Origin of the sequence: Winogradskyella sp. PC-19 (assembly GCF_002163855.1) — a bacterium.
GTDB lineage: Bacteria > Bacteroidota > Bacteroidia > Flavobacteriales > Flavobacteriaceae > Winogradskyella.
In genome coordinates, this window is sequence record NZ_CP019332.1 from 1,550,976 (window position 1) to 1,574,559 (window position 23,584).

The 23,584-nt window shown below is 33.5% G+C and carries 19 protein-coding genes; 6 read left to right on the forward strand and 13 right to left on the reverse strand.

The genetic code is table 11. From position 1 onward, the window contains the following. Positions 1 to 150 precede the first annotated feature (150 nt). The 3 genes from BTO05_RS07165 (at position 151) to murI (ending at position 2,649) form a co-directional block, all read left to right on the forward strand. Entirely contained in the window at positions 151 to 1,230 is a 1,080-nt protein-coding gene (locus BTO05_RS07165; RefSeq protein WP_087492003.1) for an OmpH family outer membrane protein, read from the forward strand. A gap of 36 nt (positions 1,231 to 1,266) precedes the next feature. After that, positions 1,267 to 1,803, forward strand: coding sequence for an OmpH family outer membrane protein (locus tag BTO05_RS07170; protein ID WP_087492004.1), 537 nt, complete (start codon positions 1,267 to 1,269; stop codon positions 1,801 to 1,803). A gap of 66 nt (positions 1,804 to 1,869) precedes the next feature. Next, positions 1,870 to 2,649 carry a glutamate racemase gene (gene murI / locus BTO05_RS07175; protein WP_087492005.1) on the forward strand — a complete coding sequence of 260 codons (780 nt, stop codon included), beginning with the start codon at positions 1,870 to 1,872 and terminating at the stop codon, positions 2,647 to 2,649. Between the two features lie 28 nt (positions 2,650 to 2,677). Here murI and BTO05_RS07180 read toward each other — a convergent pair whose 3' ends face one another. From BTO05_RS07180 to BTO05_RS07200, 5 genes are all read right to left on the reverse strand, one after another. Further along, positions 2,678 to 3,193, reverse strand: coding sequence for a gamma carbonic anhydrase family protein (locus BTO05_RS07180; protein ID WP_087492006.1), 516 nt, complete (start codon positions 3,191 to 3,193; stop codon positions 2,678 to 2,680). A gap of 24 nt (positions 3,194 to 3,217) precedes the next feature. After that, positions 3,218 to 3,952 carry a LytR/AlgR family response regulator transcription factor gene (locus BTO05_RS07185; RefSeq protein WP_087492007.1) on the reverse strand — a complete coding sequence of 245 codons (735 nt, stop codon included), beginning with the start codon at positions 3,950 to 3,952 and terminating at the stop codon, positions 3,218 to 3,220. Between the two features lie 4 nt (positions 3,953 to 3,956). Then, complete coding sequence (locus BTO05_RS07190) at positions 3,957 to 6,074, reverse strand: histidine kinase (RefSeq protein ID WP_232459717.1); 2,118 nt, start codon at positions 6,072 to 6,074, stop codon at positions 3,957 to 3,959. A 275-nt stretch (positions 6,075 to 6,349) separates the two neighbouring features. Beyond that, positions 6,350 to 7,360, reverse strand: coding sequence for a type IX secretion system membrane protein PorP/SprF (locus BTO05_RS07195; protein ID WP_087492008.1), 1,011 nt, complete (start codon positions 7,358 to 7,360; stop codon positions 6,350 to 6,352). Between the two features lie 4 nt (positions 7,361 to 7,364). Next, positions 7,365 to 12,557, reverse strand: a complete 5,193-nt coding sequence (locus tag BTO05_RS07200) for a choice-of-anchor L domain-containing protein (RefSeq protein WP_087492009.1) — start codon at positions 12,555 to 12,557, stop codon at positions 7,365 to 7,367. A gap of 134 nt (positions 12,558 to 12,691) precedes the next feature. Between BTO05_RS07200 and BTO05_RS07205 the strand changes: the two genes are divergently transcribed. From BTO05_RS07205 to BTO05_RS07215, 3 genes are all read left to right on the forward strand, one after another. Beyond that, positions 12,692 to 13,594: a NifU family protein gene (locus BTO05_RS07205; RefSeq protein WP_087492010.1), complete on the forward strand. Its 903-nt coding sequence runs from the start codon at positions 12,692 to 12,694 to the stop codon at positions 13,592 to 13,594. 199 nt (positions 13,595 to 13,793) lie between these two features. Further along, positions 13,794 to 14,468, forward strand: a complete 675-nt coding sequence (locus BTO05_RS07210; RefSeq protein ID WP_087492011.1) for a hypothetical protein — start codon at positions 13,794 to 13,796, stop codon at positions 14,466 to 14,468. A gap of 70 nt (positions 14,469 to 14,538) precedes the next feature. Next, the gene (locus BTO05_RS07215; RefSeq protein WP_087492012.1) at positions 14,539 to 15,351 is read left to right on the forward strand and encodes a mechanosensitive ion channel family protein; all 813 of its coding nucleotides are present in this window, start codon (positions 14,539 to 14,541) and stop codon (positions 15,349 to 15,351) included. On the opposite strand, the gene tsaB is transcribed toward BTO05_RS07215, so the two are convergent. The 8 genes from tsaB to BTO05_RS07255 form a co-directional block, all read right to left on the reverse strand. Next, positions 15,348 to 16,022, reverse strand: coding sequence for a tRNA (adenosine(37)-N6)-threonylcarbamoyltransferase complex dimerization subunit type 1 TsaB (tsaB, locus tag BTO05_RS07220; protein WP_087492013.1), 675 nt, complete (start codon positions 16,020 to 16,022; stop codon positions 15,348 to 15,350). The two genes, BTO05_RS07215 and tsaB, sit on opposite strands and share 4 nt — an antisense overlap. Positions 16,023 to 16,025: 3 nt before the next feature. Next, entirely contained in the window at positions 16,026 to 17,330 is a 1,305-nt protein-coding gene (locus BTO05_RS07225) for an efflux RND transporter periplasmic adaptor subunit (RefSeq protein ID WP_087492014.1), read from the reverse strand. Positions 17,331 to 17,332: 2 nt separating this feature from the next. After that, positions 17,333 to 18,772 carry a TolC family protein gene (locus BTO05_RS07230; RefSeq protein WP_087492015.1) on the reverse strand — a complete coding sequence of 480 codons (1,440 nt, stop codon included), beginning with the start codon at positions 18,770 to 18,772 and terminating at the stop codon, positions 17,333 to 17,335. 49 nt (positions 18,773 to 18,821) lie between these two features. After that, positions 18,822 to 19,991, reverse strand: a complete 1,170-nt coding sequence (locus tag BTO05_RS07235) for an efflux RND transporter periplasmic adaptor subunit (RefSeq protein WP_087492016.1) — start codon at positions 19,989 to 19,991, stop codon at positions 18,822 to 18,824. A 26-nt stretch (positions 19,992 to 20,017) separates the two neighbouring features. Continuing rightward, positions 20,018 to 21,277 (reverse strand): ABC transporter permease, encoded by a 1,260-nt coding sequence (locus tag BTO05_RS07240; protein ID WP_087492017.1) that lies wholly within the window; start codon positions 21,275 to 21,277, stop codon positions 20,018 to 20,020. A gap of 1 nt (position 21,278) precedes the next feature. After that, the gene (locus BTO05_RS07245) at positions 21,279 to 22,523 is read right to left on the reverse strand and encodes an ABC transporter permease (RefSeq protein WP_087492018.1); all 1,245 of its coding nucleotides are present in this window, start codon (positions 22,521 to 22,523) and stop codon (positions 21,279 to 21,281) included. Further along, the gene (locus BTO05_RS07250) at positions 22,516 to 23,217 is read right to left on the reverse strand and encodes an ABC transporter ATP-binding protein (protein ID WP_087492019.1); all 702 of its coding nucleotides are present in this window, start codon (positions 23,215 to 23,217) and stop codon (positions 22,516 to 22,518) included. Before BTO05_RS07250 ends, BTO05_RS07245 begins: the two co-directional genes overlap by 8 nt. 135 nt (positions 23,218 to 23,352) lie before the next feature. Beyond that, complete coding sequence (locus tag BTO05_RS07255) at positions 23,353 to 23,583, reverse strand: hypothetical protein (protein ID WP_087492020.1); 231 nt, start codon at positions 23,581 to 23,583, stop codon at positions 23,353 to 23,355. Position 23,584 lies beyond the last annotated feature (1 nt).

Consider the following 23,584-nt stretch of genomic DNA (forward strand, 5'->3'; position numbering starts at 1 on the left):
TTTGGCACGGTATTTTCAATAGGCTAAATAACATTTCATACTGGTGTTAAAATTTTTAAGAATATATTTCGTTTATTTGAAGAACAACAATAGCTTACAAACTGTTTTGAAGCTGAAAATATCGAAATCAACAAATTAAAACTTATACCTATGAAATTTAAAGTTCTTTACATATTGGCAATAGTTGGTCTAATGAGCTTTACCAGTAATGCACAACGTGTTAATGGAGCAAGAATTGGATACATAGATACAGAATACATTCTTGAGAATGTACCAGATTATCAAGAAGCTAGTTCTCAATTAGAGACAAAACTAACTAAGTGGAAATCTGAAATTGAAAAGAAGTTAGCAGACATAGAAACTAAAAAGAAGGCTCTAGAAAACGAAAAAGTACTCTTAACAAAAGAACTATATGAAGAGCGTTTAGAAGATATTTCATTTGAAGAGTCTGAAATTTTGGATTATCAACAAAAGCGCTTTGGTCCTGGCGGAGATATGGTTATACAACGAACACAATTGATTCAGCCAGTACAAGATCAAATTTTTGCAGCGGTAAAAGAGATTGCCGAAAAGAAAAGTTACGATTTTGTATTTGACAAAAATGCAGATTTTTTGATGTTATACTCTGCAGAGCGTTTTGATATTAGTGAACAAGTTCTAAGAATAATAACAAGGGCATCTACAAGAGAACAAGCAAAAAATAAAAGAGAGCGTAAAGAATTAGAAAAAGAAGAGGCTGTCCCAGAAGTAAGTAAGACTAAGGATGATCGTGCAAAAGCTTTAGAAGAACGTAAAGCTCAACGAGCTGCTGACCTTGAGCAAAAGCGTATTGATAGAGAAAAAGCTTTAGAAGAAAGAAGGGCAAAACAAAACGCAGACAGAGAAGCAAAGAAAAAGGCGGCTGCCGAAAGACGTCAAAAAGCTTTAGATGCTAGAAACAAGACTGAAAAACCATCTGATTCTTCAGCTACAAAAACAGTGTCTAAGACAACAGAAAAAGGTAAAGCAAGCGTAAAAACCGACTCGACAAAAGCGAAAACAAGACAACAGCTTTTAGAAGAAAAACGTAATAAAGCTGTAGAACAAAGAGAAGCAAGAAAGAAAGCTTTAGAAGATAGGAAGAAAAAAATAATAGAGCAACGAAAAAAAGCCAGAGAAGAAAGATTAGAACAATTAAGAAAGAATGATTCTATTCGCAAAGCAAAAGCGAAAAAGAAAGACGACAATTAAAATTTTAAATTAAAAACACGTAAACACTAAATTAAAATGAAACGATTAAAAACACTACTATTAGCAATAACACTATTTTTTGGTGGATTAACAATGGTAAATGCACAATCAAAAGTAGCTCATGTAAATACACAAGAGATTACAAAAACTTTTCCTGCATTTTTACAAGCACAACAAGAAGCTGAAAAAGCTGGGCAAGCAGCTGCAAAAGCTACTGCTGATGCTTCTAAGCCACAATATGATGATATGGTTAAATCATATAAAGAAACATCTGAAAGATATAATAAGGAAGCTGGAACTCAAACTGATGCTATTAACCAAGCACGTGGCAAAGAGTTACAACAAATGCAAACTGCAATTTACCAGCAAGAGCAACTTATGCAAGAAAATATTCAGGTTAGTGCTCAAAAAGCACAATACGAAGCAATGTTACCTGTTAGAAAAAGAATGATGGAAGCCATTGACAAAGTAGCTAAAACTTTAGGTTACGATTACGTATTAGACGTAGCGAGTTTAGTTGTAGCAAACGGTACTGATATTACAGCTGAAGTAAAAAAAGAACTAGGTATGTAATCTATTCTTTTAAGAAAATATAGTTTAAAGCCACTTTTTAAAAAGTGGCTTTTTATTTTTGTAGCTATGAGTAAACAGTTTATTGGCATATTTGATTCTGGTATCGGCGGCACCTCCATTTTTAAAGAAGTGCATAAATTATTACCAAATGAAAACATTATCTACTTAGCAGATAGTATTAATGCACCTTATGGGAACAAATCAGAGAAAGATATACTTAACCTCAGTATAAAAAACACAGAATTACTTATCAGTAAAGGCTGTAAACTTATTATAGTAGCTTGTAATACTGCTACGACAAATGCAATTGCTTACTTAAGGGAAAATTACGATATCCCATTTATCGGTATTGAACCAGCAATAAAGCCAGCATCCTTAAATAGCAAATCAAAGTCTATTGGTATTTTGGCGACAAAAGGAACTTTGAGCAGCGCATTGTTTCATAAAACATCTAAAATTTACACAAAAGAAATTAAGGTTACTGAAAGAGTTGGTGAAGGTTTAGTACCATTAATTGAAGCTGGAAAAATCGAGTCTGATGACATCAAAACTCTACTAAAAAAATTTATTACACCAATGCTCGAAGCTGATATCGACCATCTTGTTTTGGGTTGTACGCATTACCCTTATCTAATTCCTGAATTAAGGAAACTATTGCCCAAACATATTAAAATTATAGATTCTGGTTTAGCGGTAGCACATCAAACACAAGCCATTCTAAAAGAAAACAATCTTCTTAATAATTCAAATTCATCTCCAAATATTCAGTTTTATACCAATGGAGATATTGATGTTTTAGATGCTATTTTGGAATATAAATTTCCGGTAAAATATTTGGATTTTTAGTTAGTAGAAACTCATCAAAATTAATAACCTACTCTTTAAACCAGCTTGAGTATTTGACATAATTATCGGCAATTCTATTAATTTCTCCTGACACTAGTTCTTGGCTAATATCTTTAATTTTTTTAGCTGGTGTCCCTGCATAAATGCTACCTGCTTCTACTATAGTATTTTTAGTAACAACTGCTCCTGCTGCAATAATACTATTACTTCCTATAACGCAATCGTCCATAACAATACTTCCCATACCAATAAGCACATTATCTTTTATTGTGCACCCGTGAACTATTGCATTATGGCCAATTGATACATTATTACCGATAGTAGTAGGCGATTTTTGATATGTGGCATGAATTACAGCGCCATCTTGCACGTTGACTTTGTCACCCAGATTTATATAGTGAACATCGCCACGTAAAACGGCATTAAACCAAATACTACATTGCTTCCCTATAGTAACCTCTCCAACGATTGTTGCATTTTCTGCGACATAACAGTCTTCTGATATTTCTGGATGTTTCCCGTTTACTGGTTTTATTAGTGGCATTTTTTTCTTTGTTTTTAGGTTTATTTACTTAAAATAAGACAACAAATCTGCTTTCTTTGAAGCCGAAACCATAATTTCCTTGCCATTACTTAAGACAACACTTCCGCCTTTACCTTTTAAGTATTTTACTATTTCATCGACATTTACTAAATAACTTTTATGAACTCTTGCAAAATTAGCTTGAGACAGCGCTTCTTCTATATACTTAAGAGTCTTGCTCACAAGTCTCTTTTTATTGTCCTTGAGATAAATCTCTGTATAATTATCGTCAGCTTTACAGAATAATATATTGTTTGTTTCTAAAATCTCAAATCCGTTTTGTTGTGGTATGGTTATTTTTCCTTCAACAATATTAGCTTTTGGGACAAGAACCTGGTCTTGTAAAGCTTCTTCTTTAGTACGAATTTCAGTGACATAATCAACAGCTTTTATAAGTTCGTCTATAGAAATTGGTTTCATTAAATAATACGAAGCATGTGCATTTAGAGCATCAATGGCATAATGATTATATGCTGTAACAAATATAGTTTGGAAATCTATGTCACCCACTTTTTCTAACAAATCAAAAGCATTTCCGTACGGCATTTCGACATCAAGAAAAACAACATCCAAATCATTATTTCTAATTAAAACTAATGCTTCTTCAATATTTTCAGCTTCTCCTAAAACCGAAATATTAGGGCAATATTTTGATAGGTAATTTTTTAAAATATCTCGACTTGTCTTTTCGTCTTCGACGATTATGGCGTTTAACTGCATAGTTTTAATCTTTTTTTAGCGTTACTAAAACCTTTGTTCCAACATCTCCTTTTAAAGCATTGTCATTAATACTAACATCTACTTTATCCTTATACATATCATTTAGTATCTGAATACGTTTTTTAATATTACTTAATCCTTTTGAATTATGCTTTTTCTGGTTCTCTGTTTTTAGAGATTTTGACTTTTCTCTTCCGATACCATCATCAATAATTGCAATACTTATTTCAGTTTTAGATTGCTGTTTTATTTCGATTTTTAACTGCCCTTTTTCAGTTTTGTAACGTAAACCATGCCAAACAGCATTTTCGATATATGGCTGTAATAACATTGGTGGAATATCATAATCTTGAACATTAATAGCCTTATCGACATTTATAGTGTAATCAAACTTATCTTTGAATCTAAAGTGTTCTAATTTTGTATATAGTTCTAGCAATTCTATTTCTTTTTCTAAAGGAATAAAATCTTCATCACTATTTTCTAATACTACTCTCATTAATAACGAAAAATCAGACAGATATTTATTCGCTGTCCTTTCATCATTAGAAGCAATAAAACTATTAACTGAGTTTAAAGCATTAAAAATAAAATGAGGATTCATCTGGCTTCGAAGTGACTTAAGTGCCAATAAATTATTAGCTAATCGTTGTTGTTTAATGTAGTTATACGTAAAGTAAGCTGCTATAAGTAGAAGCGCAAGACCACCAATTAATGAGTAAATAATAATTTGCTGATTTTTACTTTTTTCTAGTGAATATTCGTAGCGTGTTTTGGTAAGTTCTCTGTCGTTTTCTAAACTAGTTATTCTATTCTGGCTTTCTATAACTGAACGCGATAAGCGTCCTGATTGTGCTATCTCTTGTTGTTTTTTGATATACAATTGGTCTACAGATGCCATAAACTCCTGAAATGCTTTTTTTGCATTGTCATAATCACCTAAGTTTTCATAGGCTTCTGCTTTTCTCCTTAAGGCATCTTTTTTGACTTCAATATCTTCTCTTTTATCTGCCTCGATAATACTCTCGTCGTAGTACGGAATAGCTTCGTCATAATTTTTTTGAAGCATCAATGCGTTACCAATTTTGTAATTCTGTTTTTGAGGTGTAATTGGACTATCATTAGAAATTACGGAATCTCTTTCTATTTCTTTGACGTCTGCAACAACCTGCTTTCTTAAATTTATCTCGTTATCATAATCTCGATTTAGATTATTGAATTCAGCTACATTTACTTTTTCTTCAACACCTCTTTTTTTGCTTTCTTGTTCTGCAAGATTTAAGGAATTATCAAAAAAACCTTTTGCTTTTTCAACATTACCGTCAAGATTATAGGCTTGCGCTATTTTAGAATTTAAATCTGTAACCTTAGGTTTTATGATATTATCAGTTGCAACTTTTAATGCTTTCTCATAATTAGTTATAGCTAATTGAGTTTGTTTCTGTTTGACATAAGCATCTCCTAAACCTTCATAAAATTCTATTTTTTGATAATTACTAAGCGATTCTTCGTTAATTTCTTGATAAGTCTTTATACTCTGATTTGTGTTGTTGTTTTCAAAATAAGCTCTTGCAAGTTTTAAACGCGTTTCATTATTCTTATTATTCTGCAAAGCAATTCTATAGTTTGTTACAGCTAAATCTGCTTGTTTCCAAAACATATATAAATCTCCAAGGGTTTGATAGGCATCCGAATTTTGTTTTTGCGATACACTCTTATTTAATGCGTCTGCAATAAATTGAATACTGCGCTCGGCGTCAGTTCGTAAATAAGTATCAGCAGAATCAATAAGCTGATTAAACTCTTGTATTGTTTTTTTTCTTATTGCTTTTTTTGATGGTTTAGTCTCCTGAGGTATAACTTCAATTAGAATACGATCATCACTTTTTATAGTATAAAATACGGTTTGAAAATCTTCATGACTAATTAGTAATTGATCACCAATCTTAACTTTTACCTTAAACGCACCATCATAACCAGTCTTTACATACTTACCACCGTTAACCTCAACAGCAACTTTGGCTATAGGTTCATAAGAATATTTCTCTCTTACAGAACCTCGAACTGTAAAATACTCTTCTTTTCCAGGTTCATTCTTGTTTTGCCCGTAGGATTGAAACAATGTGAAACTGAAAATTATATATAAGAATAGAAATTTGAAATGTTGATGCACGCTGTACCTATTAATTTTCAATAAACTTACAGCCTTTAATTGATTTTAAAAAATGAAGTTTTAATGATTGAATGCATGTATAGCTGAAAATAGTAAGGTTTACTCATCCAAAAGAATACTTTACTCATTTATATGCTCAATTCAGGCAGTTTAATTTTATTATAAAGGAATAAATTCAATGTAATTAATAAAAAAAGCCTCAATACGTATTGAGGCTTTTTTTATTAATTAATTGCAGGGCAATTACATTCGTATTTTTCTCGTCTACAATTAAAATTGTAACCAAGTGTTATCTGATGGAAACCACCAGTATTGAAGTTAATTGTATTTGCTTGGTATGAGTACGTATATGCAAATGTAAACTGATTATAATCCACACCAATAAAAGGAGTGAAATATTGTAATTTTTGACTGCTAACAGAGTTACCATCTAAAAACTGAGCACCATCAAGGCTTCGTCTGTAAGACAAACCGCCCCAAACTTTACCAAAATCTACTTCTCTATACACTTTTGCATTTATATCAATAGATGACTCTTCAGTTGCGTCTCTATACATATACATTAACGATGGCTCAAAACTCCAATCACTACCATACTTGTGAAATACATTACCAGCTGAAAGCAAATAAGTTCTTAGATTATTAAAAGCAAAACCTTGTTCATTAAAGTTAATACCATCATTATTTAATATATTTTTTGCTGTAACATGTGCATAAAAGTCAAGAAAGTGGTAAGACATCCCAACATCGATATTAAAGTTAGTCGCACTTTGCTCAATACCAGCAATTAATTGATCAAAATCACCCGGTGCTAAAAAGCTTGTTTCGTCTAATTTATACTGAATAAAACCAGCACTTAATCCAAAAGAAATCATATTTAAATCTACCTCATTACGAGATAATAGTAAATGATGTGCATAGGTTACGTACGCTCCTGTATTAGAATGAAATCCATTTTCGTCATTATAAACAATAGCTCCGATTGCCGAAGGTCCATCTCCTATTCTACTATGAACACTTAATGTTTGAAGACTTGGTGCGTCGTCTACACCAAACCATTGTTGTCTAGCTGTTAATCTTACTTTAGCACAGTTGGCTACACCAGCCATAGACGGGTGAAGTAGATAGTAATTATCTGTCAAGTAATCTGAGTAAATTGGTATACCTTCTTGAGAGAATCCTAAGAAAGACATCATCCCGATTAAGGCAACTATACAAATTTTTTGTAATCTCATAAGTTTATCGTTTCAGTGTAAAATGGGCTGTTTGTTGTTTCGTTTCACCTGTTAAAGGCTCAATATATTCAATCGTAAACCAATAATCATCTGTTGGCATTAAATTTCCTTGATAGGTGCCATCCCATCCAGAACTTGTTGGACTTAACTGTTTCAACAGTTTTCCGTAACGATCAAATATATAAATTTTTGCGCTAGGTTGTGTACCTATTCCTACGATGTTCCATGTATCATGGTTACCATCACCGTTTGGCGTAAAATATAACGGATAATCTATAACTAAAATCGTGACCGAACCTATCCCACAACCATTGATATCTCTCGCATAAACTGTGCGAACACCTGGTCTTACATTTTCGAAACTACCATTATCTTGCCAAGGACCTAAATCTAAACTATATTCAAAATCGCCCGTGTTAGTCGTCGTAGCTTCAACGGTATGATTACCAGCAAACGCTTGTGAAGTAACCTCAGCAACCACAATTGGCACTTCGCTTTCTAAAACAATAGCCTCATCCACATTAGTACAACGTGTTAATGTCGAAGTTGTTATATCTGTAACAACAACACTGTAAGTCCCACCAACCGTTGGGGTTAAACTAGATCCTGTTTCAGTTGGTAAAACAGCACCATCCAAACTCCACTCGAAACTATAATCAGTAGTTGACAGCTGTGTGTCTAAAACAGGCGGTACAGGTACCACTTCTGAACCATTTGTTGTTGTACATAAAATATATAAGTCATCTAAATCAAAATCTGGTATAGGATTTACTCTTAGAGGAACTGGCTGTACTTCGAAACAAATATCTGGAGATAAATTATTACTCACCCTAACATATATTGTTTGAGGATTACTCAGATTTTCGTACAAAAACGGTAATGGTTGGACATCATTCAATGCGTCATCTTCAGTAAAATGATATGATATTGTATAATCTGTTGGGTCTTGACCGTCTAAAATTTCATCTTCAAGACTATTTAAATCAAACTGAGCGACACCATCATTTTCAATATTATCATCACATAATTCAAAATCTAAAGGCTCGCCATCTGGATTAGCTTGTGCGCCTTCTAAAACTTCAACAAAAAACGAACCTGTACTGTTAGAACATGTCGTTGTATTATCTGTTATAGCATAAAATATTTCTTGAGGATTTACAGTGTTTGTAAATATATCTGGTAAAGGGTTTGCCAAATCATCTGCATCTTGCTGTGTCTCATGAAATGTAACTATAAATTGTGTCGGGTCTTGACCGTTTAAAATTTCATCACGTTTTATCCCTATATCAAAGTCAAAAACATTATCTGTATTATTCTCACATTCCTCTATAGTTATTACTGGAACAACTACCGGTAATGGATTAACAGTAATATCAAAATCTACAATAGCAAAACAATTAGTCAAATTGTCTAGTACTCTAACATATATAGTCTCATTTGAACTAATATTATTATATGCAGCTGGTGTTGCAATCTGATTAGCTACAACATTGTTGAGCGCGTCATCAAAATCTAAAAAGTAAGATGCAGAAAGATTTGCAATTCCGTCAAAAATAAAAGCTTCGTTTTGAGTTAAATCAAACTCTTCTGATAAGTCCCCAATAGTAATATCGTCGCACACTGTAATATCTACCGATTCTGTGTCATTTCTAGGTGTTGGATTAATTGTTGCTAATTCAAACTCTCCTATTCCTTGACAAGAATTATCTGTGTTGTTATCTACCCTAAACGTAATTGTTTGATTAAAAGGAGATGCTGTATTAATGTGGTTTGCAATATCTGGTATAGCATTAGTTTCTGCTAAAGCATCGGCAGTTGTTTCATAATAAGTTACCGTAATATTTTGACCTACAGGAAATACAGCCACAATTTGAGCAGTAGCATCACTAAAGTCAAATATTGAAATACCATCAGTAATGTTATCATCGACTCGTGTATCATCACACTCTTCATATGGCATAATCATAAAACCTGGAGGTATCTGCGTAGTTGCTACAAATAATTGTAATTGTGCAACTCTGAAACATGTGTCTATATTTTCGACTCTTACAAATAAAACATCTGGTGCTGCTGAGGCGTCAGTGTTTGGGTATGCCAATTCGTTTGTTATAGGGTTTGTGCTACTTTCAGCATCTGCTAAAGAAGTATAATAGCTAAAAGTTTCAGCAGTTGCGTTTGTAGAAATCAAATCATTGGCCTCTGTTAGGTTAAAGTTTGAGATACCATCGGTATCGTCATCGCATTGTCTTAAATCTACTGAAGCTGTAATTACAGGAAGTGCATTAACCACTAAATCTACTTGAACCGTTTCATAACAATCTGTATTATCATTGTTAGAAACTCTTGCTATAATTTGATCATTATTTGCAACAGCGTTAGTATAAAGATTTGATAGAGGACTTGTGCTTGCATCAGCATTAGCTTGGTCAAAGTAATAAGTTACAGAAAACTGTAATGGGTCTTGACCATTTAAAATTTCTGTGTCAATCGATGATAAATTAAACTCCACAAAACCATTAGTATCATCTCCATCAGCTGCATCATCACACAACTCATAAGTAAAAGTCGTTGCCGTAGGCTGATTAAATACATCTATTATAAAATCTGTAGTATCAAAACAATTAGCATTAACAGTGTTTTCTATTCTAGCAAAAATTGTTTCTTGTTGGAAAGCTACTTGGTTTGTATAAGGAGACGGCAACGCATTATTAGCAGCGTCTGCATTAACTTGAGAATCGTAAAAAGTAACATCGTATTGAGTTGTAGATTGTGTTCCTAAAACAAACGACTCTAAAGCCACTAAATCAAAATCCCAAAATCCATCATTATCGTCGTCACAAATAAACTGCGGCGGAACAGTATTTGCTATCGCGATTTCATCAACTTGTAATGTAACTGTTGACGTATCATAACAATCTATATTACTATTGTTTTGTACCCTAGCAAAAATATCCTGCATGTTTGCTGTAGTATTAGTGTAAAGGTTTGGCAAAGGATTAAGTCCCATATCGGCATCAGTTAAGCTTATATGATAACTTACCGTAAATTGTGTTGGATCTTGAATCCCTAATATTTGAACATCTATTGCAGGTAAATCAAATTCAACAATACCATTAGTAGCATCACCATCAGATGCATCGTCACAAATTTGATAAATAATATCTTCTGCAGTTACAGCAGTAAATACATTTAATACAAAGCTATCGGTAACTACACAATTACCAGTAGCTCTATCGTCTATACGTATATAAATTATCTCTCCATCAGATGCATTATAATTAGTTAAATTTGGTATAGGGTTATCTCCTGTATCTGCATCAGCTTGTGAGTTATGATACGTTATTGCAAACTCAGATGTGTCTTGACTACCAAAAACAATTGGTGTGTTTTCTGATAAATTAAAAACAGACATACCTGTTGGGCTACAACCTGCTAAATTAATAGCGGGATTAATTAGTTGTGGACTATTTCTAAATTCTACTATAATTTCATCGTCAGTAGAGCATCCTGGCGCAAACTCAACATTTACACTATAGGTACCCGCAGTATCAATTGTCAGAGTTGAGTCTGTACCTGCTCCTGTGATTGGGCTACCATTAAGAAACCAAGTGTGTGTAGCATTTGGTGCTTGTGTATCTAAAGTGACTTCCTCTCCACCACAGCTTGCAGTACCAGCAGCTAAGGTCAAATCGTCTCCTAAATCTCCACCTAAATTAAAACTCCCTGCTTCTATAAAAATTGCAGTGTCAAATATACTATCCAATCCTGCATCTGCAACTACAAGTTTTATTTCATAAGTAGCATCTATTATAAGATTATCTGCTACAGCGGTTAAAACTTCTGTTCTTCCTCCGTAATTGGTCTCACCTATATTATAATCATCAAAAAAAGTAGGATTTGAAGTACAGACAGGATTTTCATTTATATTCGTTACATTGATAGTTGTACCATCTGGTAAGACCGCTAAATTTCTGACAGTGCCATCCGGTGCTGTCAAAATGAATGCAAAACTATCTGCAAAATTGCACTCATCGGTCATGTTATACTCTTCTGACGCCATTAAATATCTGAAGCTAATTATATCAGTTGTAGGTCTAAAATCAAACTTTATGAACGTTGCATCTCTTGAATCTGTAATCCCAACTGCAGCCTCTAAATCTAAATCTTCTCCAAATCCATTATCTGCTTGCACTGTATTTGTAACCGGAGCATTACCACCATCAAAAGCAACTCCATTAGTAATTACAATTCCTTCTTCAAAAGGAAAATTAGTCCCACCACGTGTAAAATAACCGTAGCTTTTTCTTGTTATTTCAGCTGGACCTAAAGGCCCTTCAAAAACTTGAGACTCAAAGTTATCAACCGCTGAACAACCACCAGTTACTAATACGTTCTCTATCAACTCGCTTGGCGTAAAAAATGATTCAGAAAAGGCTCCATTATTTATGGTTACAAAAGGAGGTGCTACAACTACGGTTACCGTTTGTGTATCTGAACAACCCAAAGGGTTATCATCTGAAGCCGTAAACGTGACATTAAAAGTCCCAGATGTATCAAATTGATGTGACGTAATCAATGCTGTATCGGTACCACCAGTTCCAAAGTTCCATAAATAAGATGCATTAGCATCTGTATCAGAAAATACTGCACTACCATTAAAGTTTACTGTTTCGCCTGCTAAAATCTCGATTTGGTTAGATACCATATTTACCGCAGGCGTCGTACTATCAATTGAAGCTGTAATTGTTTGACATGCTGTAGCACATAAAATATTTGCTTGCCAACCTAGAGTATTACCAAAACCATTTGAAGAAAACGTTACAGTCAAACAACCCGATGGATGCGTAGATACAACACGTCCTGGACTTACTGAACCAGAAAAATTCCCGATTACTGGAGATGCTGTACTATCGCCATCATAAATGGTCATAATATCCGAACCGGACTGAGTACTAAACCTTGTAAAGTCTAGGATAACTATCTCACCAAAATTTATTGGACATAAGGTGATTTGAAAATTTTCATTTGACCCGTAATTTCCAGTACTACCTCCAGAATCAAAAAAGCGGTCAGGTGCACAACGTGTAAAAGTACCATTTTGCATTGTTATATCTTGTGCAAAAGACATTGTAGATAGCAATAAAACAATTGCAAAGACTATAGGTTTAAATATGCAATCTGGGTAAAATTTGTTCATGTCAATTGCCCTTTATTTTAAATGGGAGCGAAATTTAAGGATTTTATGCGACTTGTAAAGTTAAAATACTGAGTAAACTTTAGTTAAAGAGATAACGTTTCTTTTATGGTTTTCATATTTTTGCAAAAAAAAGAATGACTCCTACAGAAATTACTATACAACCTACTGCAAACGATGCAATTATAAAGTTTGAAGCTGACCGCTTTATAACGCAGCACAATAGTTACGAATTTAATAACATTGACGAGGCCTCAAATTCTCCATTGGCGCAGCAGTTATTTTATTTACCTTTTGTAAAAAAGGTCTATATCGCCTCTAATTTTATAGCAATTGAGCGTTATAATATAGTAGAATGGAATGATGTACAAGATGAAGTTGCTGAACAAATTAAAACATATCTAAATACTGATGCTCTTGTAATTAAGGAAGAGGTTTCTAAACCTAAAAGTGCCGTAACCGTTTATGCAGAAAGTACGCCAAACCCGAGTGTTTTAAAATTTGTTTGTAACAAAGCTTTAGTAGGACAGATTTGTGAATTTTCTTCTATTGATGATGCTAAAATATCTCCAATGGCAACAGAACTATTTCAATTTCCGTTTGTAAAGAGTGTTTTTATGGACAAGAATTATATTTCCATAACTAAATATGACGTTGCGGAATGGGAAGAAATCACGGTTCAGCTTAGAGAATTTATTAAGTCTTACGTCGAAGATGGGAAACCTGTTTTAAGCAAACCTATTGCAGCGCAAAAAGAAGTTGAAGAGAAAAAATCAGAGACTCAATTCGAAAAACTAGACGATACTTCCAAGAACATTGTTAATATTCTTGAAGAATATGTAAAACCGGCAGTAGCGAGTGATGGCGGTAATATTGAGTTTATTTCTTATGACGATACTTCAAAAAAAGTAGAGGTATTACTGCAGGGTGCATGCAGCGGTTGTCCATCATCTACATTTACATTAAAAAATGGTATTGAAAATATGCTTAAAGAAATGCTTAATGATCAAAATATTTCTGTGAGTGCAATAAATGGTTAAATATCATAAGTAGACTTAAATAGAGTTTATTAAATTTTTGAATTTAAATAAACACCAGGTTGGCACTATTTTTGTTATTTAATTGTTAAATCATAATGCGAAATTGTGTTTTGACTTAATAATGCTTTCATTTATTGAAAAATAAATACACTGAACATTTTAGATTAATCGTAAAACAGAAATATAAAATTTATCAACTATGAAAAAAACAATTTTAGCATCATTATGTCTAGGTTTATTTGGGATATTATCATATGGACAAGGTTCAACTAGTATCGATGTAGCAACAGAAAAACTTTATATGTCATCAGACGCCAGTAGACCAATAGATGCTGTAGGAAGTCCATATGTAGACAAAAATTTCTTACCAGTTAAAGTTAAAGGCTTTGATGGTCAAATTTTCACAGGAAGATATAATGCTTACAATGGTGAAATGGAAATTAATCTTGGTACAAAAATTATTGCATTAGATTCTTCAAAGGACTATGAAGTAATGTACACGCAAAATAACAAGATATACAGAACGTTCAATTACTCTACTCCAAACGGCATTAGTAAAAGAGGGTTTTTAAATGTTGTTCATGAAAATGGTGATAATCTTTTATTAAAGTCAGAGGTTATTAAATATTACGACAAAGTTCCTGCGGCAACAAGCTATCAGACTGATAAACCAGCAAAATTTGTTAAAGAAGGTGATGTTTTTTATCTAAAAAAAGGAAGCGTAATTACACCTCTTCCAACAAGAAAAAAAGATTTACTTAAAGCTTATCCTAAAAACGCAAAAAAAATAAAGACTTACCTAAAAGAAAATAAAATTTCTTTGAAGAAAGAAAGAGATTTGATAAGATTAGCTAGTTACTTAGCTACCCTTTAAAATTAAAAACATATAAAAAAGATGGCTAGAATTAGCCATCTTTTATTGTTAATTATTATTGATATAAATTATGAACACACAAGATTGGATAGATAAAATCTACAACCTGACATTAGAGTTTGGACCAAAGCTAATTGGAGCTTTTTTAATATGGATTATTGGAGGATTTATCATTAAATTATTAATGAAAGGTGCTCACAAAGCAATGACAAAAAGTAATTATGATGATAGCTTAAAAAAGTTTTTATCTAATTTAATTGGTTGGGCTTTAAAAATATTATTGATAGTCGTTATACTTTCAACGGTTGGTATTGAGACAACATCTTTTGCCGCTATTTTAGCAGCTGCAGGTTTAGCTGTTGGTATGGCGTTACAAGGCTCACTAGGCAACTTTGCTGGCGGTGTGCTAATCATGATTTTTAAACCTTTTAAAATTGGAGATTTAATCGAAGTTCAAGGTCAAATAGGAGTAGTAAAAGAGATTGAAATTTTTACAACTAAGTTAACCGGTCTATCTAATCGCGAAATTATTTTACCAAACGGAAATCTATCAAACGACACGATTATAAACTTTACTACTGAAGGTACTAGACGTGTAGATTTAGTTTTTGGAATTGGCTATGATGAAGATATTAAAAAAGCTAAAGAGGTTTTTATATCAGTTTTAAAAGCGCACCCTAAAGTATTAACTTCAATAGAGCCAACCGTAGATGTTATAGAACTTGCTGATAGCTCAGTAAATTTTGCAGTAAGACCTTGGTGTAATACTGAGGACTACTGGCGTGTCTACTTCGATATTACTGAACAAACTAAAATTGCTTTAGATGAGGCTGGTATCGACATACCATATCCTCATGCAGTAGAAATTCAGAAAGAAGGCTAAGTCTTTTTAGGCTTTAAAGCCACAAAATCTTTTAGATAATAAGGTTCAAAATAAGCGACATTTTCAAAGTCGCTTTTTTTGTAATTACTATTTGCCAACTTAGCCATTGTTGACGCTGAAGGTAGTTTTCCGTCTATAAAAATAGCATTATGATGATTGATAATGGTTTTTGTTTTTTCGACGCCATTACCGATAAAATTAACTTTACCGTTTTCTAATTCAGATTGAAAACTAGTTGCATCTATAATCTGTGCCTGTATTTCTCTCTTAATTTTATAATCTGAATTGTAAATCGCAGAATAAACTTCCATTCGTCTAGCATCTAACATTGGGACAATATAACCTTCATCTATGTCAACTTGGTGCGCCAAAGCCTCTAAAGTAGAAATGGAAATTAACGGTTTATCTAGTGCGTAACAAAGTCCTTTTGCTGTAGACACACCGATACGCAAACCTGTATAAGAACCTGGTCCTTTACTAATAGAAATAGCATCTAAATTATTTTTAGAAATACCTGAAGTGTTAATAACGTCCATTACAAATAAATGGAGCTTCTCTGCATGAGAATAACCAGCATTATTATCTTCTTTTAAAACCAAAATCTCCTCATCTTTAGATAAGGAGACTGAACAATTGGTTGTACTTGTTTCTATATTTAGAATTAAAGCCATCGGCTAATCTTCAGATTTTTCTTCTTCGGTAGTTGTCTTTTTATTTTTCTCCTCGATTTTATCTCCAGGCTTCAATGTCTTAGATACCATATTGTATGGTCCAGTAATGATTTTATCACCTTCTTTTAAACCCGAAATGATTTCAATATTAGTATCGTCCTGAATACCTGTTTTTACTACTCTAAGTTTAGCAACACCATTTTCATTTACAAAAACACATTCAAACTTTTCTTCTTCTTTTGAAGAAGGTACGTCTGTCTCAATCTTTTTTCCATAAGTTTTCTTTGCAGAACTTGTATCTGTTTTGATAACAATAGCACTAATTGGTACAGCAACAGAGCTTTCTCTTTTGTCTGTAATTACGTCTACCGTTGCTGTCATGCCTGGTCTAAAGGGAGAATACGCTTCTGGTTTTCCTTCTGTCAAGTCAGCATAAGATTCTTCAATAATCCTAACTTTTACCTTAAAATTAGTCACTTGGTCAGCAGCTAGAGTACCAGCAGCAGAATTAGCTATCTCTGTCACAATACCTTTGAATTCTTTCTTCAAATAAGCATCAACTTCTACAATGGTTGTGTCTCCGATGTTTACTTTAACGATATCATTTTCATTAACATCGACTTCGACCTCCATATTATTAAGGTTTGCTACACGCAAAATCTCAGTACCTGCCATTTGCTGTGTCCCTACAACGCGCTCTCCTAACTCTACATTAAGTAAAGATATAGTACCACTCATAGGTGCGTAAATAGTTGTTCTGCTCAAGTTATCCCTTGCTTCATTAACTGACGCACCTGCACTTTGAACTCCGAAGTATGCAGAGCTTTTTCCTGCTTGCGCAGTTTCATAAGTTGCGATAGCTCTATCCCAGTCTGCTCTAGAAATTACACCTTTATCAAATAAAGCTTTACTTCTGTCGTAATCAGCTTTTGCTTGTTTTAACGTTGCTTCTGCTTGCTCTAAACCAGCTTTTACGTTTTGGTAAGATGCTTGGGTTCTGCTCAAGGCAGATTGAATTAAATCTGGATTCACCCTTACCAAAAGATCTCCCTTTTTAACTTGTTGACCTTCTTTAAAAGGTAATTCCAAAATTTCTCCAGAAACTTCACTTGAAATTTTAACCTCAACTTCTGGCTGGATTTTTCCTGTTGCAGAAACGGTCTCTATTACTTCTTTTAGCTCAACATCCTGCGTGTTAACTTGTTTGAAATTTCCTTTTTTTCCAAACATTCCCGAAGACTTTCCTACTACTAGTAATAGTAGTAAAACACCTACAACTGCTAAGATTATTTTTAATTTTTTACTCATCTCTAAAATTTTAATTCTGTGGCTGGTATTCCGAAAAACAACTCTAGTACTTTAAGTCTAAAAATGTAATCGTATTTAGTTCTATTTAAGTTAATTTTTGAATTATCGTATCTTAATTTTGCTTGACTAAAATCAAAAGCATTGGTTAAACCTTCATCATATCTCGCTTTTGCATATTCGTAAGCTAATTCCTGAGATTCTAAAGCTGTTTCAGCAGCTTCATAAGCTTTTAAAGTTCCTTTTGCATCAACATAAGCTTGATATACATTTGACTCTAAATCTAGCTCTGCTTGCTCTAATTGAAACTTACTTCGCTCTAAATTAATTTTATTTCTTTTTACACTGGCTCTAGTATTAAATCCATTAAATATTGGAACATTTAAACTAAATCCGTAACCTATACCGTCATTTTCATATAACTGGTCTATAAAAGGATCGGCACTAACCTCTATCGTATTAGTGTTAGGAAATTGACTGACTACTGCCTGCCCAGTCCCTTGAACTACACCTATCTGCTGAGTTATTGTTGGATTATTAGCATCGACTACCTGTGAAAAATTTGGAGAGTTGGCATAACGTGTATTATAACCAAAAAATGCTGTAAGAGTAGGTAAATAAGCACCTCTTGAAATCTGTAAATCCTTGTTAGCTAACTCAACATTTTGCTCTGCAATCCTAATCTCTGAACGATTTTCTTTAGCATTCTGAATTATTTCTTCAACTGATTTATCTTCAATTGAATTAACTATTCCGTAGCCCTCATCTTCAATATCAAAATTCTCATAATCCTTAACTAATAGTACTTGCGCTAAGCTAATTAGTGATATTCTAATTTGATTTTCGGCATTTACAATAGACTGTTGCTCGCCAGCATCAGTAGCTTTAATCTCTAACAAATCTCCTTGAGGTAATGTTCCAACTTCTACAAGTTGTTCTGTTTGTTTTATTTGTTGTTTTGTAACCTCATTTTGCGAAACTAAAACTTCTAGATTCGCTTTATTTAAAAGAACTGTCAAATAGCTATTGGCTACCAATAAAGATATATCGTCTTTCATACGAGATAATCTATATTGACTAGCTAGATTAGAAATTTTTGCTCGCTGTGCTTGTCTTATATTTCTTAGTCCATTAAAAACAGTATAGCCAATGTTAATATTACCTGAGGCTGATAGAAATGTTGTGGTTTGAGCATTGTTCGTTATTGGATTAAAACTTAAACCTGTATTCTCGCTAACACCAGCGCCGGCACTAAAAGTAGGTAAAAAATTACCTAATGCAGTTAGAGCTTCGATATCAGTAGCTTCTAAATCTAATTCGCTTTGCTTTACAGAAATATTATTTTCTAAGGCATACTCGACACATTCCTTGAGTGTCCATTTTTTTTGTGCAGTTGCAGATACTCCTAAAAGTAATACCGCTATGATAATGATTGATTTTTTCATGATTATGCTATATGTCTAAGTAATTGTTAAAGTGTTACAAAAAACAGAATTAATTTCTGCCTGCGTATTTTGGTGGTCCTTGTAACTGATTCCAAACTTTTATTTTATCGGTCTCTGAAATACCGCTTTTGACTTCTACAAAGATTCCGTTACTAATCCCTAACTCGACTTCTCTTCTTTCATAATCTTGATCTCCAACTTCGATTTCTACAAAAGGTTTCTTAGTTTTTGTATCGTACTGTACTAAAGCCTCTTTAATAGCTAAAACATTTTCTGCTTTTTCTAAAATAATTGAAGCATTAGCACTTAATCCCGCTCTAATAAATGTTTGTGTCGAGTCTAATTCTTTTAGCGATCCTTCAATTTCAAATTGAATTGCACCATTTTCAGCAATACCTTTAGGAGCTATGTAGTCTAAAACAGCATCAAACTTTTTGTTTTCAATAGCACCGACAGTAATTTCTAGAGGTAGACCTTCTTTAATTTTACCAACTTCACTTTCATCTACTTTACCTTCAAAAATCATCTTAGATATATCAGCCAAAGATGCAATTGATGTTCCTTCGTTGAAGTTATTAGCTTCAATAACCTGATTTCCTTCTTTTACAGGCACATCCAAGACCATACCTGAAACTGTTGCTCTTACTTGTGTTTGAGCAATATTTCCTAATCCTGAAGTGGTTCCTGTTTTGATAATATCATAGTTTTGACGCGATTGCTGTAAATCTATTTTTGCTTGATCTACACGTTGCTTAGCTTGAAGATATGTATTGTTAACCTGATCAAAGTCGTTTGCAGAGATTACACCTTTATCAAATAGTTGTTTCTGTCTGTCATAAAGTGACTTTTGTGTTTTAAAATTAATCTCTGCTGTTTGTAACGAATTACGATTAGATGCAATGTTATTTTTTGAACTAGTTAAAGAAGATACATTTGGTATAACTCTAATCTTTGCTATTAAGTCTCCTTGTTTTACAAATTCGCCAGCCTCAACATATACCTCCTCTATGACTCCAGAAATATTCGGTTTGATTAAAATTTCTTCTTCTGGAACTATACTTCCGGTTGCTACCGTATTAACAATTATAGTTTCCTTTGAAGCTGTTTGTGTAGTATAGGTAACTGGGTTTTCTTGATTTTTATCCCATAAATAATATAGAGACGCCGCAAATGCTAAAACGATGACTACTAATACAATTACTGTGGTGGTTCTTTTCATTTTATTTTATAGTTGATGATAATTATTTATTCTATTCTTAAAGCGTCTACTGGTTTCATTTTTGTTGCGCGATTTGCTGGTATTAAGCCTGCTAATAATCCCGCTAGAACTAATATCGTTAGTGCAACAAAGACTACAGTCATGCTTACACTTGGATTTGCAAAATTTTCTACTGGACCAACACTGTCCAAAACAGAATTCATTCCCCAAATGACCAGGGCTGCAAAGGCAACGCCAACCATACCAGATAGTATTGTTAGAATTAAACTTTCTTGTAAAATTTGACCTTTAATTGTCCATGGTGTTGCACCTAAAGCACGTCTGACTCCAATCTCTTTGGTTCGTTCTTTCACTACTATAAGCATGATATTATTAATACCAATTATTCCAGATAATAAGACTAACGCTCCAACAAAGTATCCAACGATAGCCAAAATATTGAAGAGTCCATTAACCCGTCCAAACTGTTCTGCCAAATCTCTGTGACCAATTGCTCGATCATCATTGGGATGTACGTTTTTCCTTCCTTTAATAATATCAAAGACACGTTCTTTCACCTGGGTGATACTTGTATTATCAAAAGCCGTAATCGCCATCCAACCCACACGATCGCCATAGTTAAATGCCTGATTAAATGTCGTAAAAGGAATAAAAATAGTGTTTGCTTCTTCTTCGGAATCTCCTTGAGAATTTGTAATTTTAAAAGTACCTACCACTTTAAAATTAACACCGTTGATTTTAATATAGCTCTCCATTGGGTCTTCTCCTTTATCATAAAGTCCCTTGACAACATCAGTTCCAATTACACAAACTTTTCGTTTAGAATTGATATCGGAATAACTAATAAAGCGACCATTAATGATGTCCATCGGTTTTTGCTTTATAAATTCGGGATAATCTCCATAAATCTGAAAAGCTCCAGTTCTTGTGCCTCGTGTAACATTATTAGCACCATTATAACCACCTAAGGAATTACGCGGCGATATATATTTTAATTCAGGAATGTCGGCACGTATTGCCTCTACATCTGATAATTTGTATTGTAATCGTTTTCCTTTTGGAACGCCTTTATATGAAATTGAAGTACGCTGTCCCCACATGAACATTGAATTAGTAGCGAAGTTTCCAAAATCTGCCGTTACGCCATTTCGTAAACCGTTTGTTAGTGCTAAGAGTAAAACTAAAATTGTGATACCCCAAAACACACCAAAGGCTGTCAAAAAAGTTCTGACTTTATTTGCGTTTAACGCTTCTAATATTTCGTCCCAACGGTCTTTGTTAAACATGTTATTCGTCTCTAAGTGCTACTATAGGTTTAATTTTCGCTGCGCGATATGCTGGTAAAAATCCTGCAAATGCACCAGCAGCAACCAGTATAAAAACTGTTGTTATTGCTGTTGGAAAATCTACTTGTGGGAATTTTATGAAATCACTTTTAATTTGAGGACCAACAAATTCTAACACTGCTAAGCCTGCAACTAAGCCAAATAGACCCGAGAACATGGTTACAAAAATAGCTTCTTGCAAAATCATTCCGATTATAGAAGATGGTACTGCGCCTAAAGCTTTTCTAATGCCTATTTCCTTAGTTCGCTCTTTGACAATAATTATCATTATGTTTCCTACTCCTACAACTCCTGCTATTATAGTTCCGATACCTATAAACCAAAATACCGCTTTTATTGTGTCTACAAGGGAATATATCTTTTGAGCATTTTCGAGAGTATTTTGAACTCTTATTGCAGCTAAATCATCAGGAGCAATGAAATGTTTTTCTTTTAAATCTCGTTCAATAGCTTCAGTAATATTTTGTGAAAGCGCAACAGCTTCATCTAAATTGTCAGACATCTTTACTGTAAATGACATATTTCTAATATTATCGCTTCCATTAAATGCTCTTCGCGATGAAGTTAATGGGAGGAATACTTGACTTTCTTCCCGCTCACCACCAGGATCACGATATACACCTACTACTTTGAATGAAATTCCGAAAATTGAAATGTATTGATTGATTGGGTTTTCAGTTTTGAATAAGTCCATACTAACCTTATTCCCTATCACAGCTACTTTTTTGCCTTCATTTATATCAGATTGATTTACAAATCTTCCTTTAGAGATATCCGCATTTTCAATAAACTGATTATCTGGCAATACGCCTTGAACTCGGTAATTACCTGTTTCATTTTTGTAAGCGACTTGACCTCCCCAAATACTATAATTAGCACTTCGATATTCTAAGAACTCATCATAGTTATTATTAATAAGTGCAAAATCATCATCTTTCATTTGGATTCGACGACCAGGATTTAATCCTTTATATCCTTTTGTTGTTCTCCTTGTGTTAATACTAATCTGATTAGTAGCATCTTGTTGAAACTCTGAAGTTACACCATTCTCAATACCAGAACTAAAACCTAATAAAATTACTAGAATAAAAATACCGGAAGCAACAGACAAGCCTGTTAAAAAAGTACGGAGTTTATTTTTCCGAAGAGTTTCGAATATTTCTTGCCAGCGCTCTACGTTAAACATACTGTTGTGCCCTAACTTGTTCTACTTTACTATCGTCTATAATTAAACCATCTTTCAAGTTTACAATACGCTTTGTCATTTGCGCAATATCATCTTCGTGAGTAACAACCAGAATTGTTTTCCCTTCGTCATTAATACCTTGTATTAAATCCATAACCTCGTAAGATGTTTTACTATCTAATGCTCCAGTTGGTTCATCTGCTAATAATACTTTCGGCTCACTAGCTAATGCTCTTGCAATCGCCACACGCTGTTTTTGTCCACCAGATAACTCGCTTGGCAAATGATGTGACCAATCTGCAAGACCCACTTTTTCTAAATAATGATGTGCTTTTTCTACACGTTCTTTTCGAGCCATACCACTATAAAACATTGGTAGTGCAACGTTATCAACTGCTGATTTATAGTTTATAAGGTTAAAAGATTGAAAGATGAAACCTAAAAATTCGTTTCTATATTTTGCAGCAACCTTCTCATTTAAATTTTTTATCGGCACACCATCAAGAGTATAACTTCCTTCATCTGCTTCATCGAGCATGCCTAAAATATTGAGTAAAGTAGATTTTCCTGAGCCCGAAGAACCCATAATTGAAACTAACTCACCTTCTTTTACATCGAAGTTTATACCCTTCAAAACATGAAGAGAATTGTTACCCATGTGGTAAGATTTGTGCAAATCTTTGATTTGAATCATAATAAAGATGGTTAATTCATGCAATATTAAACAAAAGCTTAAATGCTTTGTCCTAAGTATTTGTTAAGAATTAACATTTTGATTGATATTTATAAGACGTCTAAATACCAATACTGTTACAGAAAAACCGAGATTTTACGCTTTGGATTTGGTTCTGAAAAATTTCCAGTAGACTGTAAAGCCAATTCCACCAACTAAAATGTATGGAATTGCCATTAAATAAATGATACCATCATTGATACCTTGTGCCGTAGATTGCCCCTCTTCACTCTCCAAAACAGCACGACACATAGCGCATTGTGCATCTACATCTAAACTAAAAAGTAAGATGAAAATAACGGATAATATGACTGTTCTTGTTTTCAAT